Annotated in this window: 17 protein-coding genes; 11 read left to right on the top strand and 6 right to left on the bottom strand. The window is 73.1% G+C overall.

Annotated features, from left to right (window positions below; genetic code table 11):
• Window positions 1–82 precede the first annotated feature (82 nt).
• Entirely contained in the window at window positions 83–1,552 is a 1,470-nt protein-coding gene (locus tag ACH35V_RS19040) for a helix-turn-helix domain-containing protein (protein ID WP_395973931.1), read from the bottom strand.
• Between the two features lie 117 nt (window positions 1,553–1,669).
• Here ACH35V_RS19040 and aceA point away from each other — a divergent pair, with 117 nt between their 5' ends.
• From aceA to ACH35V_RS19065, 5 genes are all read left to right on the top strand, one after another.
• The gene (aceA, locus tag ACH35V_RS19045; RefSeq protein ID WP_395973933.1) at window positions 1,670–2,968 is read left to right on the top strand and encodes an isocitrate lyase; all 1,299 of its coding nucleotides are present in this window, start codon (window positions 1,670–1,672) and stop codon (window positions 2,966–2,968) included.
• Between the two features lie 284 nt (window positions 2,969–3,252).
• On the top strand, window positions 3,253–4,719 hold the full coding sequence (locus ACH35V_RS19050) for a M1 family metallopeptidase (protein WP_395973934.1): 1,467 nt from the start codon (window positions 3,253–3,255) through the stop codon (window positions 4,717–4,719).
• A gap of 114 nt (window positions 4,720–4,833) precedes the next feature.
• Complete coding sequence (locus ACH35V_RS19055; RefSeq protein WP_395973936.1) at window positions 4,834–5,622, top strand: ABC transporter permease; 789 nt, start codon at window positions 4,834–4,836, stop codon at window positions 5,620–5,622.
• A gap of 20 nt (window positions 5,623–5,642) precedes the next feature.
• Window positions 5,643–6,428, top strand: coding sequence for an ABC transporter permease (locus tag ACH35V_RS19060; protein WP_395974152.1), 786 nt, complete (start codon window positions 5,643–5,645; stop codon window positions 6,426–6,428).
• A gap of 12 nt (window positions 6,429–6,440) precedes the next feature.
• Entirely contained in the window at window positions 6,441–7,424 is a 984-nt protein-coding gene (locus ACH35V_RS19065; RefSeq protein WP_395974154.1) for an ATP-binding cassette domain-containing protein, read from the top strand.
• A 57-nt stretch (window positions 7,425–7,481) separates the two neighbouring features.
• Here ACH35V_RS19065 and ACH35V_RS19070 read toward each other — a convergent pair whose 3' ends face one another.
• On the bottom strand, window positions 7,482–7,934 hold the full coding sequence (locus ACH35V_RS19070) for a hypothetical protein (protein WP_131963018.1): 453 nt from the start codon (window positions 7,932–7,934) through the stop codon (window positions 7,482–7,484).
• 295 nt (window positions 7,935–8,229) lie between these two features.
• Here ACH35V_RS19070 and ACH35V_RS19075 point away from each other — a divergent pair, with 295 nt between their 5' ends.
• From ACH35V_RS19075 to ACH35V_RS19085, 3 genes are all read left to right on the top strand, one after another.
• On the top strand, window positions 8,230–10,296 hold the full coding sequence (locus ACH35V_RS19075) for a DUF6077 domain-containing protein (RefSeq protein WP_395973938.1): 2,067 nt from the start codon (window positions 8,230–8,232) through the stop codon (window positions 10,294–10,296).
• A gap of 90 nt (window positions 10,297–10,386) precedes the next feature.
• A complete protein-coding gene (locus ACH35V_RS19080; RefSeq protein WP_395973939.1) occupies window positions 10,387–10,974 on the top strand; it encodes a hypothetical protein in 588 nt (195 codons plus the stop codon).
• Window positions 10,975–10,979: 5 nt separating this feature from the next.
• Window positions 10,980–11,519: a hypothetical protein gene (locus ACH35V_RS19085; protein ID WP_395973941.1), complete on the top strand. Its 540-nt coding sequence runs from the start codon at window positions 10,980–10,982 to the stop codon at window positions 11,517–11,519.
• Between the two features lie 46 nt (window positions 11,520–11,565).
• On the opposite strand, the gene ACH35V_RS19090 is transcribed toward ACH35V_RS19085, so the two are convergent.
• Entirely contained in the window at window positions 11,566–12,996 is a 1,431-nt protein-coding gene (locus ACH35V_RS19090; protein ID WP_395973942.1) for an alpha/beta fold hydrolase, read from the bottom strand.
• A gap of 264 nt (window positions 12,997–13,260) precedes the next feature.
• Between ACH35V_RS19090 and ACH35V_RS19095 the strand changes: the two genes are divergently transcribed.
• The 3 genes from ACH35V_RS19095 (at window position 13,261) to ACH35V_RS19105 (ending at window position 15,587) form a co-directional block, all read left to right on the top strand.
• Window positions 13,261–14,010 carry a hypothetical protein gene (locus tag ACH35V_RS19095; RefSeq protein WP_395973943.1) on the top strand — a complete coding sequence of 250 codons (750 nt, stop codon included), beginning with the start codon at window positions 13,261–13,263 and terminating at the stop codon, window positions 14,008–14,010.
• A 93-nt stretch (window positions 14,011–14,103) separates the two neighbouring features.
• Window positions 14,104–14,952, top strand: a complete 849-nt coding sequence (locus ACH35V_RS19100; RefSeq protein ID WP_395973945.1) for a helix-turn-helix domain-containing protein — start codon at window positions 14,104–14,106, stop codon at window positions 14,950–14,952.
• A gap of 86 nt (window positions 14,953–15,038) precedes the next feature.
• Window positions 15,039–15,587 (top strand): hypothetical protein, encoded by a 549-nt coding sequence (locus ACH35V_RS19105; RefSeq protein WP_395973947.1) that lies wholly within the window; start codon window positions 15,039–15,041, stop codon window positions 15,585–15,587.
• Between the two features lie 24 nt (window positions 15,588–15,611).
• On the opposite strand, the gene ACH35V_RS19110 is transcribed toward ACH35V_RS19105, so the two are convergent.
• Genes ACH35V_RS19110 through ACH35V_RS19120 form a run of 3 tightly spaced genes read right to left on the bottom strand, consistent with a single transcriptional unit; the run spans window position 15,612 to window position 18,074 of the window.
• Window positions 15,612–15,959, bottom strand: coding sequence for a DMT family transporter (locus ACH35V_RS19110; RefSeq protein WP_395973949.1), 348 nt, complete (start codon window positions 15,957–15,959; stop codon window positions 15,612–15,614).
• Window positions 15,941–16,834, bottom strand: coding sequence for an LLM class flavin-dependent oxidoreductase (locus ACH35V_RS19115; RefSeq protein ID WP_395973951.1), 894 nt, complete (start codon window positions 16,832–16,834; stop codon window positions 15,941–15,943). Before ACH35V_RS19115 ends, ACH35V_RS19110 begins: the two co-directional genes overlap by 19 nt.
• A 58-nt stretch (window positions 16,835–16,892) precedes the next feature.
• Window positions 16,893–18,074: a helix-turn-helix domain-containing protein gene (locus tag ACH35V_RS19120; RefSeq protein WP_395973953.1), complete on the bottom strand. Its 1,182-nt coding sequence runs from the start codon at window positions 18,072–18,074 to the stop codon at window positions 16,893–16,895.
• Between the last annotated feature and the right edge of the window lie 72 nt (window positions 18,075–18,146).

Consider the following 18,146-nt stretch of genomic DNA (forward strand, 5'->3'; position numbering starts at 1 on the left):
GTCCGTCCTCATCTAGGGAACGCCAGATCCTCCCAGAACATTCACCACCGGGCGGGACCGCCCGATGAACGCGGCACGGCGGTCATTCGGCGGCGTGCCTGTCCAGGAACTCGTAGACGTCCGCCTCGTCCACGCCCGGGAACGCTCCCGGCGGCAGGACGGACAGGACGTGCGAGTGCGCGCGGGCCGACGGCCACGCCATGCCCTCCCACCGGTCCGACAGCTCCCTCGGGGGGCGCTGGCAGCAGTCGCCGTCCGGGCAGGACGACTTGCGGCGCCGGGTCGACTCCCGGCCGCGGAACCAGCGCGAGTCCTCGAACCGGACGCCCAGCGTGATCGCGAAGTCGCGCTCGTGGCTGGGGTCGATGTGCGACAGGCACCAGTACGTCCCGCTCGGGGTGTCGGTGTACTGGTAGTAGACGGAGAAGCGGTCGGCGGCGCCGAACACGTGCCGCCCGGCCCATTCGCGGCACATCCGCTGGCCCTCGATGGCGCCGTCCTCGTCCTGCGGGAAGTTCAGGCCGTCGTTGGCGTACGCCTTGTAGATGGTGCCGTTCTCGTCGTTCTTGGTGAAGTGCAGCTGCAGGTCGAGGTGGTGGGTCGCGACGTTGGTGAAGCGGTGCGCGGCCATCTCGTAGGAGACGGCGAAGACGTCCGCGAGGTCCTCCACCGACAGCTCCCGCGCGGCCTTGGCCTCCTGCAGGAACGGGACGGCGCTGCGCTCGGGGATCAGGATCGCGGCGCCGAAGTAGTTGGCCTCGACGCGCTGGCGCAGGAAGTCGGCGAAGTCGCGGGGCTGGTCGTGGTCGAGCGCGATGTGCCCGAGGGTCTGCAGCAGGATCGTCCGCGGGGTGTGCATGCCGAGCTGCTCGCGCTCCAGGTAGATCCGCCGGTTGCGCAGGTCGGTCACGGACCGGACTGAGCGCGGCAGGTCCTGGACGTACTGCAGGCTGAACCCGAAGTGGCCGACCAGCGTCATCAGCAGGCCCTGCGACACGGCGCCGCGCCGGTAGCCGACGGAGTCGAGGGTCTGGGACGCGATCCGCTCGATCTCGGGGAAGTGGTTGCCGCGCTCGTGCATCTGGCGGCGCAGCTCGGCGTTGGCCTTGCGCGCCTCCTCGGGGCTCGCGGTCGGCTTCGTCCGGCTGCGCTTCAGCTCCCCGTACAGCGCGAGGATGTGCTCGATCACCTCGTTCGGCATCCGCTTGCCGACCCTGAGGTGGGAGAGGCCGAGCGTCCGGTAGAGCGGGTCGCGCTGCGCCTCCTCCAGCTCGATCTCCAGCTGCGCGCGGCGGCTGGGCGGCTGGCGCCGCAGCAGCTCCTCGACCGGGCATTCCAGCGCGGCGGCGAGGGACTGCAGCAGCGACAGCTTCGGCTCGCGCCGGCCGTTCTCCAGCAGGGACAGCTGGGACGGGGCGCGCCCGACGCGCTCGCCGAGCTCCGACAGCGTCATCCCGCGGCCGCGCCGGAGATGGCGGAGCCGCTGGCCGAAGGTGACGAGGTCGACGTCACTCGTGAAGTTGAGGGGTTCTTCTGGTCGCAAGGTCGTCACGGCTTCATAGTAGCGGAAATTTCGCACTTCTTTCGTTACTCCTGGGTTCATTAAGGCGCCGCAGCCGGGGCATAGTCGTCCACAAGCACCCAGGGGACGACACGGAAGGGCAAGACGATGACTGACAGTCGCCTCAAGGGCGCAGCCGAAGAGCTGCGGCGGCAGTGGGAGACCGACCCGCGATGGAAGGGCGTCGAGCGGACCTATACGGCCGAGGACGTCGTGCGCATCCGCGGTTCGGTCCAGGAAGAGCACACCCTCGCGCGCCTCGGCGCCGAGCGGCTCTGGACGCTGCTGCACGAAGAGGACTACGTCAACGCTCTCGGCGCGCTGACCGGACTCCAGGCCGTCCAGCAGGTCAAGGCGGGCCTCAAGGCCATCTACCTGTCCGGCTGGCAGGTGGCGGCGGACGCCAACCTCGCGGGCCAGACCTACCCCGACCAGAGCATCTACCCGGCGAACTCGGTCCCGGCCGTCGTCCGCCGCATCAACAACGCGCTGCTGCGCGCCGACCAGGTCCAGTGGGCCGAGTCGGACGGGCAGCCGGGCGAGGGCGACACCCACTTCCTCGCGCCGATCGTCGCGGACGCCGAGGCCGGCTTCGGCGGCGTGCTCAACGCCTACGAGCTGATGAAGGGCATGATCGCCGCGGGCGCCGCGGGCGTGCACTGGGAGGACCAACTGGCCTCCGAGAAGAAGTGCGGCCATCTCGGCGGCAAGGTCCTCATCCCGACCTCGCAGCACGTCAAGACCCTCAACGCCGCCCGGCTCGCCGCCGACGTGTCCGGCGTGCCGTCACTGATCATCGCGCGGACCGACGCCGAGGCCGCGACCCTGATCACGACGGACGTGGACGAGCGCGACCGCGAGTTCGTCACCGGCGACCGCACCGCCGAGGGCTTCTACCGGGTGCGCAACGGCATCGAGCCCTGCATCGCCCGCGCCAAGGCGTACGCGCCGCACTCCGACCTGATCTGGATGGAGACCGGCACCCCGGACCTGGAGCAGGCCCGCCGGTTCGCCGAGGCCGTCAAGGCCGACTACCCGGACCAGATGCTGGCCTACAACTGCTCGCCGTCCTTCAACTGGAAGGCGCACCTGGACGACTCGACCATCGCCAAGTTCCAGCGCGAGCTCGGCCACATGGGCTACACGTTCCAGTTCATCACCCTGGCGGGCTTCCACGCGCTCAACTACGGCATGTTCGACCTGGCCCACGGCTACGCCCGCGAGGGCATGACGGCCTACGTCGACCTGCAGGAGCGCGAGTTCGCGGCGGCGGAGAAGGGCTTCACCGCGGTCAAGCACCAGCGCGAGGCCGGAACCGGCTACTTCGACCTCGTCAGCACCGCGATCAACCCGGAGTCGTCCACCACGGCCCTGAAGGGCTCGACCGAAGAGGGCCAGTTCCACTGATCCTTCTTCGTCCGCCCTCCGGGCCGACCCCCTGAGCAGAAGGCCCCCGCGTTCCTACACCCGCGGGGGCCTTCTGGCCGCCCGGACCCGCACCGACCTGGACGTGCCCGCGTCCGGCGATCTTCCGTCCGCGGCGAGGACACGGTTTCGGCCACATCCGGCAATGGATCTCGACATCGACCGAAATCAGGTAGATCGTGAGCGCGCTATTGATCACTCGAGGGAGAGGATCTCCAATGGCGCGTCACACTTGGTTCATTCCGTCCCGGGAGAACCCCGGGCGAATGCTTCCGATCGCCGTCGCGGCCGTGAGCGTCGTGGCGCTCGCGCCGGCCGCGTCCGCCGCCGACAAGGGCCACCAGCACGGGCGCTACACCCCAGGCGCCTCGGGTGTCGGCGACCCCTATTTCCCGCTTGAGGGCAACGGCGGCTACGACGCCCTGCACTACTCGCTGGACCTGGGCTACGACCCCGACTACGACCAGCTGGACGGGACGGTGACCCTCACCGCCCGCGCCACGCAGAACCTGTCGTCGTTCAACCTGGACCTGTCCGGCATGGACGTCGAGCAGGTCACCGTCGACCGGCGCCGCGCGGACTACAAGCGCCGCGGCCAGGAGTTGACGATCACGCCGCGCAAGGGGTTGCGGAAGGGCTCGGTCTTCACGGCCGTCGTCGAGTACGGCGGCGTGCCGCAGACGATCGTCGGCTCGCCGATCGTCTTCGGTTCCCCGTACGGTTTCCTGCACACCCCCGACGGCGCGTTCGTCGGCGGCGAGCCCAACGGGCCGAGCACCTGGTTCCCGGTCAACGACCACCCGAGCGACAAGGCCACCTACGACTACACCCTCACGGTGCCGCAGGGGCTGAAGGCCGTCGCCAACGGGCGGCTCCTCTCGCACCGCAGCTCGGTCGCCTCGTTCAGCCGCCGCAGCGCGCAGACCCGCGCCGAGGTCTTCAAGTGGCGCGAGGACAGCCCGATGGCGAGCTACCTCACCACGATCGACGTCGGGAAGTGGGAGGTCAAGCAGGGCCGCACGCCCGGCGGCGTGCCCAATTACACCTTCGTCGACCCTGTACTGCTGGCGAACCAGCCGGACGCGGTGGACTTCTTCTTCAACACCACCAGCGAGGTCACCGACGGGCTGGCGAAGATCTACGGCAAGTACCCGTTCAGCAGCACCGGCGCCATCGCCGACGACGCGCAGTTCAACGGGCAGCCGCTCGGCTTCTCGCTGGAGACCCAGAGCAAGCCGGTGTACTCGGCCGTCCGCAGCGTCGGCACGATCGTCCACGAGCTGGCGCACCAGTGGTTCGGCGACTCGGTGTCGCCGAGGCAGTGGGACGACATCTGGCTGAACGAGAGCTTCGCGACCTGGGTCACGTGGCACTGGAACGAGGTCCACGGCGGCAGCTCCGCCGCCGCGCAGGCCCGCGCGACCTACGCGGCGCGGCCGTTCCCGGACCGTCCGGGCCGCCCGTTCTGGTCGGTCGTGCTCGGCGACCCGCAGCGCGACACGATGTTCAACGACCGCGTCTACAACGGCGGCGCGATCATGATCCAGATGCTCCGCGAGAAGATCGGCGACGAGGACTTCTTCGCCGTCCTGCGGACCTGGCTCGCCCGGCACAAGGACCGCAACGCCGACACCGCCCAGTTCATCGCCCTGACGGAGCAGATCTCCGGCCAGGACCTGGACGCGTTCTTCAAGGACTGGCTCTTCTCGGCCATCAAGCCCGAGATCCAGTAGCGCCGGCGCGCGCGCACGGGCCCCGGCGGGACGCGCCGGGGCCCGTTCCCGTATCTCGCATTCTGTGCGAAATTACGTAGTGGGGGCGGGCCCGCCTGTTTAGGCTCTCGGCAAGTGGGTGTTCTTCCTTGGGTGTGGTGGTACGGCGTCCGCCGGCACACGGCTTATCCGCTCGGCTCCGCCACCGAGGCCGTGACCAACACCGTCTTCGGGTTCATGCGGGCGTACGTGCTGATCGCGCTGTGGCAGGCGCGTCCGTCCCTCGGCGGTTACGACGAGATCGACGCGGTGACGTTCTGCTTCATCACGCAGGCGCTGATCGGACCGGTCCAGATCTTCGGCGGGATGGACCTGACCGAGCGGATCCGCAACGGCGACGTGGCGATCGACCTGCACCGCCCGGCGGGGCTGCAGGGCTGGTGGCTGGCCGACGACCTCGGCCGCGCTGCGGGCTCGCTGCTGCTGCGCGCCGGGCCGCCGCTGCTGGCCGGGGCGCTGGTGTTCCCGTTCCGCCCGCCGGCCCCGGCGAACCTCGCCGCGTTCGCGGCGGCGCTCGTCCTCGCGGTGACGGTGAGCTTCGGGCTGCGCTACCTGGTGGCGATGGGGATGTTCTGGCTGCACGACGACCGCGGCCTCAGCGCCGTCACGCTCGTGATGTCGCTGTTCTTCTCCGGCATGATCCTGCCGCTGGTCGTGTTCCCCGGGGCGCTCGGCGCCGCCGCGCGGGCGCTGCCGTGGGCGGCCATGATCCAGGTGCCCGCGGACGTGTTCCTCGGCCGTTACGGCGGCGCCGGCCTGGTCGGCGCGCTGGCGTTCCAGGCGGGGTGGGCGGCGGTCCTGCTGGGGCTGGGCGCGCTGGTCACGCGGGCGGCGCGGCGGAAGCTGGTGGTGCACGGTGGCTGACGGTGGTTGACGCGGGGCGGATGTACGGGCTGCTCGTGTGGACGTGGATCCGGTCGGCGGCGCAGTACCCGGTGTCGATGGTGCTGCTGGCCCTCGCGACGGCCGTCGTCACCGGCCTGGACGCCGCCGCGATCGTGCTGCTGTTCTCGCAGGCGCCGCGCATCGCCGGGTTCGGCGCGCCGGAGGTCCTGTTCCTGTACGGGACGTCGGCGCTGTCGTTCGGGATCTCCGACATCGTGCTCGGCAGCACCGAGCGGCTCGGGCACCACGTGCGGCGGGGGACGCTCGACGCGATGCTGGTGCGGCCGGTGAGCCCGCTCGTCCAGATCGCGACGGAGGAGTTCTCGCCGCGCCGCTTCGGCAAGCTCGTCCCGGCGGCGGGGGTGCTCGTGTTCGCGCTGGCCCGGGTGGAGGTGGCGTGGACGCCCGGCCGCGTGGCGATGGTCCCGGTCATGGTCCTGTCCGGGGCGGCGATCTTCGGGGCGCTGTGGGTGCTGACGGCGGCGGTGCAGTTCGTGGTCGTGGACGTCCACGGCGCGAGCAAGTCGCTCACCTACGGGGGCGGGTTCCTGACCCAGTACCCGATGACGATGTTCGCGCGCGACTTCGTCCGCGGCGTGACGTTCGTCGTGCCGCTGGCCTTCGTCAACTGGCAGCCCGCGCTGTACGTCCTGGACCGCGCCGACCCGCTCGGGCTGCCGGGCGCGGCGCGGTTCGCGTCCCCGCTGGTCGCCGCCGCGCTGTGCGGGGCGGCGGCGCTGGCGTGGCGGGCGGGGCTGCGGCACTACCGATCGACAGGGAGCTGATGCCGGGTGACGATGATCCAAGCCGAGGACGTGGTCAAGTCGTTCACCGTCCGGACGAGGTCGGGCGGCGGGCGGCGGCGGACGCGGACGCCGCTGCGCGCGGTGGACGGCGTGTCGTTCACCGTCGAGCCGGGCGAGTTCGTCGGGTACCTGGGCCCGAACGGCGCCGGGAAGTCCACGACGATCAAGATGCTGACCGGGATCCTCACCGCGTCGTCCGGGCGGCTGCGGGTGTGCGGGCTCGACCCGTCGCGGCGGCGCACCTCGCTCGCCCGCCGGATCGGGGTGGTGTTCGGGCAGCGGACGACGCTGTGGTGGGACCTGCCTTTGCGGGACAGCCTCGCGCTCGTCCGGCGGCTGTACCGGGTCGAGGCGGGCGCGCACCGGGAGCGGCTGGCGGAGCTGACCGCGCTGCTGGAGCTGGAGCCGTTCCTGGACACGCCGGTCCGGCAGCTCAGCCTGGGCCAGCGGATGCGCGGCGACCTGGCCGCCGCGCTGCTGCACGACCCGGAGCTGCTCGTCCTGGACGAGCCGACGATCGGCCTGGACGTGGTGAGCAAGGCGACCGTCCGCGACTTCCTGGAACGTATCAACGCCGAGCGCGGCACGACGATCCTGCTGACCACGCACGATCTCGGCGACATCGAGCGGCTCTGCCGCCGCGTCCTGATCATCGACCACGGGCGACTGGCCTACGACGGCGGCCTGGACGAGCTGCGCCGCACCGTGGACGCCGACCGGCTGCTGGTCGTCGAGCTGGACCGGCCGGTCCCGCCGATCGCGCTGGACGGCATCGAGGCGGAGCGGGTGGAGGGGCCGCGGCAGTGGCTGCGGCTGCCGCGCACGGCGAACGCGGCGGCGGTGGTGGCGGAGCTGGCCCGCAGCCACGACGTCCGCGACATCTCGCTGCGTGAGGCGGGGATCGAGGACGTGCTGGCCGGGCTCTACCGCGGCGACCACGCGTACCGCCGCTCGGGCCGTCCGGTGGCGCCGTAGCCGGGCGTCAGCGCCGGGCGGGCCTGCCAGGACGGCCGGGCCGGGCGGGCCGGGCGGTCAGAAGGCCAGGTCGGCGGTGTCGTCTTCGCGGCCGGAGCCCCAGCGGCGCGGCGCCCAGGCCGGCATCAGCAGCGCGAGGCCCATCATCCCGTACACGCCGGAGCCGAGGAGCATCCGCAGGCCGAAGTCCATGTCGCCGGCGGGCGGCACCTTGCCGGGCAGGTCGAGGACGCCGTCCGGGTCGATGAGGAACCAGGCGGAGAAGCCGAGCAGCGCCAGCGCGGGGACGAGCGAGACCAGCGGCGACGCCCACCGCGCGACGATGATCACGCCCATCACCAGGCCCACCGCGGCCAGCAGGGCGAACGCGCCGTAGATGCGGGTGCGGTCGGTGATCTCCTGGCCCGTGCCGTCGAAGGACTGGCCGGCCTGCACGTAACCCCAGGCCGCGCCGTACACCAGCCCTGGTGTCAGCAGGACGCCGAGGAAGAAGCCGATCGCGTGGCGCACCGCGCATCACATCCCATCGTTCCGGTCCGTCAGTTCCGGTCCGCTCGTTCCGGTATCGCGCCCCCAATCACAGCATGAGCATCGGGCATAGCGCAGTAAATCCGCCCGATGGGGACGACTCTTCGCGACGGACGGCGCCCGGCGGCGGACGGGCGGCAGGCGAATCGCCGGTGCCGGTCAACTCCCGGTCCGGATCCCGCGTCGAATACATAACAAGATCAATAAAGGGCACCGTGCCTCCGACCGCTCTCGGCCCTCCCCCCGCCGGCAGAGGAATCGGCGAGGAGGCACGCACATGCGCACAGGGGGAACGCAGGTGATCCAGGAGCTGGCCCGCGCAGCGGGACCGCGCGTTCAGGCCACGCCGACGCGGGCGACCCGGCTGGTGGACGGGTTCACCAACGGCGTCGTGCTGCTCTTCGCGGCGTGGACGGCCGTCTACCATCTCGGGCTGCTCTTCCGTCCGCCCACGCCGGTGCTGCTCCTGGTGTGGCTCGCCGGGGCGGTGGCGATCGGCGCGCTGTACGCCGCGCGGCGCGGGTGGTGGGCGGGGCCGCTTTGGCGGGGGCCTTCCGGGGCGCCGATCGGGCGTGCGAGGTCCGCGCCCCGGTGGCTGGTCGTCGTCTCGGTGGTCGCGGGGGTGGTGGCGGGGACGTCCGCGGGACTGCATCCGTCCGGCGTCCCGTGGTGGTGCGCGTGGCTCCCGGGGATCGTCAGCGTCGCCGCGTCGGCCGCGTACCTGCTGCTCCGCCGAGGGGGGCCGGACGGCGAAGGCGACGCGGACGACGGCGTCCGCGACTCCTCCGGGGCCGAGGACACGCGGTGGGGGACGCCGCTCGCGCTCCTCACCGGCGCCGGGTTCGCGATCGCGTCGCTGTTCATCGTGAACTCCGACGGCGACGACGCGTACTTCATCTCGCGGTCCGTGGCGACGGCCGTGACCGGCGAGATCCCGCTCAAGGACGTGATCTTCACCTCGGGCGGGGCGGACGAGATCTCGGGCGAGCCGCCGGTGGCGTCGATCGAGGTCCTCGCCGGGGCCGTGGCGCGGGTGCTCGGCGTCCACGCGGCCTCCTTCGTCTGGTACGCGCTGCTGCCCGCGGTGACCTTCGTCGCCGTCTGGGCGCTGTGGCGGCTGGTCAGGGCGTGGGCGCCGCGCCACGCCGCCCTGTGCTTCGCGGTCGGGGCGGTGTACCTGCTCTGGAGCGGGATGGGCGGGGCGTCGCTCGGCTCGTTCCACCTGCTGCGCATGTGGCAGGGCAAGGCGATGCTCGTGTCCGCGCTGGTCCCGCTGCTGTTCGTGTATCTGACGCGGTGGGCGGAGCGGCGCTCGCGTGGCGACCTCGTCCTGCTCGCCGCCGCCGGGGTCGCGGCGGTGGGGCTGACCTCGTCCGCCGTGTTCGTCGTGCCGCTCGCGGTCGGTGCCGCCGCCGTCGCGCTGATCGCGGCCGGACGCGTCCAGGCGGGTCTCTTCGCGTGCGTGGCGATCGTGTACCCGGTCGGGACGGCGCTCGCGGTGAAGCTGCTCTACGGCGAGACGAGCGTGGTCGGGAGGGTGCACGACGCGCCGGGCAGCTACCGGTGGGTCCTGCTGCACGCCGCGCTCGGGGTGATCGGCGGGTGCGCGGTGTGGCTGTCGCCGTGGACGGCGCGCCGGGGCGTCCCCGCGCTGATCGCGACGGGCGTCGCGGCGGCGCTGACGGTGCTGATCATCCCCGGGGTCCTGGAGGCGGCGGCGGACGCGTCGGGCGCCGGCCAGGTGCTGTGGCGGACGATGTGGGTCGTCCCCGCGCCCGCGCTGATCGGGCTGCTCGCCGCGGTGCGCATTCCCACCTGGCAATGGACCGGGCCTGCGCGCGTCGTCGCAGTCGGCGTCCCGGCCGCCGTCCTCGCGGTGGCGCTGGTCGTGGGCGGGACGCCGGTGTGGTCTGACTCGAACGGGTCCGCCGTGGCGTCGCGTCCGGCGTGGAAGGTGCCGGCGTCCGCCGTCGGGACGGCACGGGAGGTGGTCGCGCTCGCGGGACGCGACGGCCTGGTGCTGATGCCGCCCGGCGTCATGCGGGTCGTGCCGCTGCTGACCGTCCGCACGCATGCCGTCAACCCGAACAACCACTATCTGAAGCTGATGCCGGTGCCGCCGCAGTTCATTCGCGACCGGAAGGTGCTGTCGGCGACGGTCCGCGGGCCGCGCAGCGCCAAGCCGGAGGCGTCCGAGGTCGCGGCGGCGCTGTCGCGCACGAAGGTGGACGTGGCGTGCGCGAGCCGCCGCGACGAACGCGGCCTGGACCTGCTGCGGAGCGCCGGGTACGGGGGCGACCGGCGCGTCGGCCGGCTGGTCTGCCTCTTCCCGCCGGGGACCTGACCCGCGCATGGCCGATTCATGGCGGTTCGTTTTGAACGCCGGTATGCGGGCATCGGCGTCCCATTCGATCCGACGCATGTTGGAGGAACCATGTCGACCGCGATATGGGTCGTCATCGCCATCGTCATCGTCGCGGGCTTCGCCGCGGCCACGTACATCGCCTGGACCGGGGCCCGGACGCGGCGGCTCCGGGAGCGCTTCGGCCCCGAGTACGACCGGGCCGTGGAGCGCCAGGGCGGCCGCGCTGCGGCCGAGCGCGAGCTGCGCTCCCGCGAGGAGCGCCACGAGGAGCTCGACCTGCACGACCTCGATCCGCACCGGCGCGAGCAGTACCGCGAGCAGTGGGTCGGCGTCCAGGAGCGCTTCGTCGACGCCCCGGAGGCGGCGGTCGAGCAGGCCGACGGCCTCGTCACGGTGGTGATGGGCGAGCGCGGCTACCCGACGCACGGCTTCGAGGAGAAGGTCGCCCACCTGTCGGTGGAGCACGGCCGCACGATGGACCACTACCGCCGCGCCCGCGCCATCAGCGACCGGGCGGCGTCCAGGCAGGCGTCCACCGAGGACCTGCGGCAGGCCATGGTGCACTACCGCGCCCTGTTCGACGAGCTGCTGGCCGCGCCCGCCGCCGGCACCGGCCGGACGGCGAGCGGTGCCGGCGACCGGGCCAGGAGGGGCTGACCCCGATGGAGCACAGGCGACCCCAGGACAGGGCGCCGGGCACGGGCGGCGGTCCCATCGCGGACGAGCGCGCCCGCGCCGCCGGGACGGCCGACCCCGGCGTGGCGGGCGACACGCACGTCGCCGGTCCCGCGCCGAAGCCGCCCGTCATGGACGCGCCGCCCGGCCCCGCCACAGCGCCGCCTGCCACGGCGCCGCCGCCCGCCGTCCCGGCCAAGCCATCCGCGCAGGCGAAGCCATCCGCGCAGGCCGAGCGCTCCGCACCGGCGGAGTCGCCGGGGCCGCTGCTCGACCCGGCCGAGGCCGAGCGGTTCCGGGAGCGCTGGCGCGAGGTGCAGTCCGGGTTCGTCGACGACCCGGGCGAGGCCGTCCGCCGGGCGGACGGCCTCGCCGCGGACGCCGTCGACGCGCTCGGGCGCGCGATCGCCGCGCACCGGCGGAGCCTCGCCGAGGACTCCGCGAAGGACGGGCGCCCCGACACCGAGCGGCTCCGCCTGGCGCTGCACGGCTACCGCGACCTGCTGGACCGGGTCATCGACGCCTGACCGGCGACGACGCCCGCGCGGCCGGGCGGCCGCGCGGGCGGTCGCGTCAGTCGTTCAGCAGGAAACGGGTGACCGCCGCACGGCCCTCCGTCCCGCTCTCGCGGTTCTGGATGGAGTGCACGGCGCCCTTGATCACGACGAGCTCGCCGCGCGGCGAGTAGCCGAGTACCTCACGCGCCCATTCGACCGGCGTGGACAGGTCGCGGTCGCCGTTCACCAGCAGCACCGGGACGGGCAGCTTGGCGCGCGGCGGCTCGGCGGTGTGCCGGGCCCAGGGCCAGGTCAGGCATTCCTGGACGAACCCGTTCCCCACGGCCGTGTCGGCCGTGAACGGCCAGGTGGCCCGTTCGGGGAGGGTCCGGCGGGTCCGCTCCAGCGCGGCCGGGCGGGCGGACGGCCGCGTCTCCGACGTCCCCCACGGGAAGTGGCCGTCGGCGCAGATCGTGGCGATGTGCAGGCCCGAGCTGTACTGCGCGACGGGGTCGCCGCCCTGGTTCAGGAACTGGAGGAGCCGGTCGAGCCGTGCCGGGTTCCCGTTCCGGGCCTCGTGGATCGCCGACACGGCGTCGCCCGCGCCGCCCAGCGCGTCCGGGTTGCGGAACGTGGCGTCGACGTACTCGTAGGTGACCAGCATGTCCCAGATCAGCACGGAGTCCGTGCGGTGCCGGACGACCCAGGCCAGCTCCTCGGCCGGGTCGAAGCCGCACGCGGGGGCGGTCGCGCACGCGTCCCGCAGGACCCGTCCGGTGGCGCGCAGGCTCGTCAGGTAGAGCATGTTGTCGCGCTGCGGGTCGCGGTGCGGCACGACCGAGTCCAGGACGAGCTTGCGCACGTGCTGCGGGTGGCGCGCGGTGTAGGAAGCGGCGGTGATGGTGCCGTAGGAGACGCCGTCCACCGTCATGGACCGGACGCCGAGCGCCCGGCGCAGCAGGTCGATGTCGCCGACGGTCTGCTCGGTCGTGTAGTAGTGCCGCCGTTCCCCGAGGACGCCGGCGCATTCGGCCACCGCGCCGGGCGTGGGCGGCTCGATGTCGCCGCTGCCGACCTCGGCCTGCAGAGCCGGGCAGTTGATTGCGCCGAACTCGCCGGTGCCGCGCTGGTCGACCATGACGAGCCGGTAGTTCTTCATCACGTCCGGCATGCGCTGGGCGATGCGGCTGACGTAGGGGACGCCGGGCTGTCCGGGGCCGCCGGTCAGGAACATCAGGACGCCCTTCGGCGCGTCCGCGTTGTCCGCCGTGGCCACCTGCAGCCGCAGCGTCTCCGGCCCGCCCGGATGCCGGTGGTCGAGCGGCACGGTCAGGTACGAGCAGGTGAATCCGGCCTGGCCGGGGCAGGGACGTGGGTCGGTCAGGACCGGTCCAGAGTTGCCGGACGGGGATCGCCCGTCCGGCGGCTTGGGTGTGGCGGCCGCCGCCCCGCCCGGCGCGACGAGCGCGAGGACGAGGGCGAACGCCGCGATGGAACGTGATCGCATGCGCTGATCATGACCCGGTGATCCGCGCGGTGGTGAGATCTCGCCGGATCCGGTCATGCCGCCGCGACCGGCCGCGCGAGCGGTCTCCTCGTTTGGTCTCCTCGATCGGCCTCCCTCCATTCTCCCGCAACGGACTTTATGTACACAAAGTCACGACTTCGAGTCCGGAAAGTGATATCGCCACTACTGGTGGGCAGCTCCCGAAATGGGACACTTTTTGGGCGGGGGGTCGTGGAACCTCGCCGCCGACCGTGGAGGAGCCGGATGCAGACCTGGGACGTGATGCGCCAGGACGACCTCGGCAACACTTTCCATGTGGCCTCGCACGATTCGCGGATTTCGGCGCTCGCCCAGGTCCTGGTGATGGAAAGCGGCGTCAAGCACAGGCAGATGTATTGGGTGGAGGGCCCGCCGGGGCCCGTCGTCCGCACGAACCGCGACCTGTACCTGGTGTTCCTGCACCTCGGCCAGGAGGCCAGGGCGGCGTCGTGGTCGCTGTCGGCGTTCCTGCGCGCACTGTGGAAGGTCAGCGCGCCGCTCAGTGACCAGGAGCGGCTGGAGCCGGACGACGTCGCGGCGATGTTCCGGGCGGCGTCCACGACACCGCCCGCCGACTTCGACCCGGCGTGGAGCGGCAAGGACCTGGCGCTGCCCGGCGACGAGCCGGACGGGTACGCCGACTGGGAGCGCGTCCTGCTCTCCCAGGTCGCCGACCTGGAGGACTTCCTGGCCGCTCCCCCAGGCCCGCAGGCCAGGTTCGGCGTGGACGCCCCGCGCCCGCCCGGCTCCGGCGCCCGCGCCACCCCCGCCCGCTGGTACAACTTCGACCCGGCGACGTACCTGGAGTGCGCCGTCGCGGGGAGCCTCGGCGGGTGGGACGCCGCCGACGGCGCCCGCGTCCCGCTGCCCGCGGAGCCCGGCGAGGCGCCCGCCCGGTCCTACGTCCGCACGATCACCACGATGACCTGGGACGACCTGTCGCGCATCGCGGTCTGCGGCCAGGTGTACGAGTAGCCTCGGCGAGGGCGTCCGCACGCCTGGATTTGTCAGAATGGCGTGGTAGGACTGGGAAGGGATTTGTCAGAATGGCGTGGTAGGACTGGGAACATGAGCGACAGGCCGGTCGAGTTCGACGACCGGGACGGCTGGTGGCTGGCGCAGGCACGCCCGCATCCCGCGCTGCGCCCCTTCCTGCGCTCCTACGACGGCTACTGGGAGACCGAGATCGTCCCGACCCGGATGCGGACCCTGCCGACCCGCACCGCCGTCGTGATCATCAACCTCGGGCCGCCGCTCCTCATGCAGGTGCCGGGCGGCGTCCCCGACCGCGAGTACGGGTCGTTCGTCGCCGGGATGTACGACGGCCACGGCATGTACGTCAGCCCGGGCGGGCAGCGCGGCGTCCAGCTCGACGTGACCCCGCTCGGCGCCTACACGCTGTTCGGCGTCCCGATGGCCCACCTGACCAACGCCGCCGTCGAGCTGCCCGACCTGCTCGGACGCAGCGCGCACATGCTCGTGGATCGGCTCGCGTCCGCCCCGTCCTGGAGCGAGCGGTTCGACGTCCTCGACGCGTTCCTGCTGCGCCGCCTGGAGATCGGTCCCGTGCCCGACCCGGAGGTCGTCAGGGCGTGGCGGCTGCTGAACGGCGACCTCGCCCTGACCGTCGCCGACATCGCCGCCGACGTCGGCTGGAGCCGCAAGCACCTGACCCACCGGTTCCGGGAGCAGGCCGGGCTGCCGCCCAAGGTGATGGCCCGCGTGATCCGCTTCCGGCGCGCCGTCGGGCTGCTGACCGGCGGCGCCGCGCTCGCCGACGCCGCGTTCGCCTGCGGCTACTACGACCAGGCGCACCTCAACCGCGAGTTCCGCGCCCTGTCCGGCTGCACGCCGCGCGAGCTGATCGGCGGGCAGCTGGAGCAGCAGCGCGTCACCACCCTCGCCGAACCCGCCTGACCACAGCCGCTCCCGAGCCGCTCCTCCCCCGCCCCCGAGCTGTTCCAGGGCTGGACGCGGACCGGACACGGGGTGACGATCGGGGCATGCCGCGCCTGATCCTGCTCGGTGTCGGAACGGCCCGCTCGCCGCGGCACGCCCCGGCCGGGCTGCTGGTCGAGTACGGGCACGCGCGGGTCGGGCTGGACGGCGGTCCGGGCTCGGAGCCGCCGGAGAGCTCGCAGGCGTGGCTCGTCCGCGACGAGCAGGGCCCGCACCAGGCGGTCCTCGCCCGGATCGCGCGGGAGTGCGGCATGCCCGCGCCCGTCCTCGCGCCGTTCCGGCGCGGGGCGCTGCGCGTCGAGCCGCTCCCGGTCCCGCATCCCGGCGGCGCCATGCACGGCTACCTGATCACCGCCGGGCACCGCACGTGCGCGTGGGCGCCGGAGTTCGCCGAGCCGCCCGGCTGGGCGCGGGACGCCGACCTGATGTTCGCGGGCGTCCCGCCCGGCGGGCCCGCGGACGAGGCCGTCCGGGCGGTGCGGCGGCTGGGCGTGGCCCGGCTGGTCCTCGTCCGGCCGCCGCCCGCCGCGGGGCACGGGGACCCGCCGCCGTCCGCCGAGTGGGGCGTCGCGGGCGGCCTCTACCGGATGTGAGCGGTCACCGGATGCGAGCGGTCCTCAGCCCTGGTGGACGCCCCCGCCGAGGTTCATCACGATCACGCCCACCACGATGATCACCGCGCCGGCGATGGTGAGCGGCTTGACCTGCTCGTCGAACAGCAGCACGCCGCCGACGAAGGCGCCGATCGTGCCGAGCGCCGACCAGATCGCGTAGACGGGCCCGACGTTCAGCGACGTCAGCGCCTTCGCCATGAAGAAGAACGAGATCAGGTACCCCACGACCACGACCACGGCGGGCCCGGCCTTGGTGAACCCGTCGGACGCGCGCATCGACAGCGTGGCGGTGACCTCGAAGGCGATCGCGAGGGCGAGCAGCACGAACGGCATCAGCGGCCCTCTCCCCACTCGCCCTCTCCCTGCTCGCCGTGCTTCGCGGCGACGGCCTCGAAGACCTTCATGTCGGCGTCGAACGGGGAGCCGGGACGCGGCCAGTGCAGCACGATCTCGGTGATCCCGAGTTCGGCGTAGCGGCCCGCGAGGTCGTCGAACGAGCCGGCCGAGTCCAGCCACGGCTCCCCGCTGAACCCCGTCAGCAGGATCCTGTCCTCGATCTTGCGGCCCTCCGCTTCGCACGCGGCGTCCAGCGCCTCCAGCCGGGAGCGGACCGTGTCCTGCGCCGTCCCGCCCTCGGGACGGCCGCTGGTCACCCACCCGGCGCCGTGCCGGGCGGCGAGGCGCATGCCGCGCGGGCCGTTCCCGGCGATGACGAACGGCACGCGGGGACGCTGCACGCAGCCCGGCTCCAGGACGACCTCCTGCGCCGTGTAGTGCGTCCCCTCGAAGGTCGTCTCCGGCTGCCGCAGCAGCCGGTCGAGCAGCTCGACCCATTCGGCGAAGCGGGAGGCGCGCTCGCCGGGCGTCCAGTCGCCGCCGCCGAGGACGCCCGCGTCGGACGCGCGGCGGGTGCCGCCCGACCCGATGCCGATCGCCAGCCGCCCGCCGCTGACGTGGTCGATCGTCTTGATCGCGTGCGCGGTCGGGACGGGATGCCGGAAGTTCGGCGAGGTGACCAGGGTCCCGAGCCGCACCCGCGAGGTGACCGCGGCGGCCGCGGCCAGCGTCGTGTACGCGTCGTACCAGGGCGTCGCGCCCCGCCACGCGATGTGGTCGTACACCCAGGCGTGCCGGAACCCGAGGTCCTCGGCGCGCCGCCACAGTTCCCCCGCCTCCGGCCAGGACTCCATGGGCCACATCACGGTGCCGATCCTCGGTGCGGTCACCGGTCCCCCTCCGCTCTCGTCCCGGACGTCCCCGGACGGAACGTCCATCCAAACAGAATCACGTCGCCGCGCGGGCCAGCCACCGGTTCAGGGCCCACCACCAGTGCGCGGCGCGCGACACCGCCGCCCCGCCCGAAGGGTCCAGCAGCGGGCGCCCGGTCAGCTCCTGCAGCCGCCGGATCCGGTACTTGACCGTGTTGTCGTGGACGTGCAGCGCCGCGGCCGTCGGCCCGATCCGGCCGCCGTGGTCGAGGTAGGCGAGACCCGTCTCGGCCAGTTCGCGGTGGAACGGCTCGTCCGGGTCGAGGCCCGCCAGCAGCGCCCCGGCGAGCAGGCCGCCGAGCTCCGGCTCCGCCTCGGTGACGGTGAGCAGCGCCAGGTCGGCGAGCTCCCGCATCCCGGTGAGCCCGGCGTCCGCGCCCGCGCGCAGCGCCCGCCGTCCCAGCTCGTACATCGTCGCGACATCGGCAGGACGCGCAGGCGGGGCCGCCAGCAGGAGCGGCTCGGGCCGTTCCGGGGGGTGCGGGGGGTCGTCCCCCCGCAAGAGACCGGACGTGGCATGCGGCTCCGGGAGGCGGGCGACCAGCGCCGTGAACCGCCCGTCGACCAGCCCGCACAGGCCGGGCCCCGCCGCGGTCAGCTCCGCCTCCAGCCGCGCCGCGACCGCCGGGTCGCTGACGTCGGACACCACGCAGCGGTACGCGCCGGACGGGTCGAGCGGCGCGAGCACCGGGACGGCCTCGCCGTGCAGGAGCTGCCGCAGCATCTGCACGCGGCCCTCCCGCATCGTGCGGGCCGTCTCCAGCTCGGCGACCCGGTGCGCGTGGACCATCCGGTGGACGAGCGCGGTGGTGATCTCGTCGATGCGGGTGACGCCGTCGAGGAGCGCGGCGTCCGGGACGCCCTCGCGGCGGCCGGCGGCGACGAGCGTCCGGACCAGATGGGCGCGGCCGGCCTGGAAGCCGTCCAGGAACGCCTCGACCGGCACGCCCTGCCGCGCCCGGTCCGAGCCGAGCCGCTCCGCCGCGGCGAGGACGTCGGCGCCGGGGCCGCCGCCCTCCAGGGCGGCGAGCACGCCCCGCACGAGCGCGCGGGTGTGCCGCCTGGTCTCCTCCTCGGGCAGTGCCGCCACCAGCGGGGACCGGCCGCGGGCGGCGCGGACGGTCGCCTCCAGCAGCACCGGGTCGTCGCCGTGCTCGATCAGCAACCGCAGGAACCGGTCGCCGGCGCTGGGCTCCATCCCCCCATTCTGCGCCCTGTTTGTCCCGTCCGGACAACGAGCCCCGGAATGCTTGGATCGTTCCGGTCTAGC

It is taken from the genome of Actinomadura sp. 1N219, from assembly GCF_044326405.1.
Taxonomy (GTDB): domain Bacteria; phylum Actinomycetota; class Actinomycetes; order Streptosporangiales; family Streptosporangiaceae; genus Spirillospora.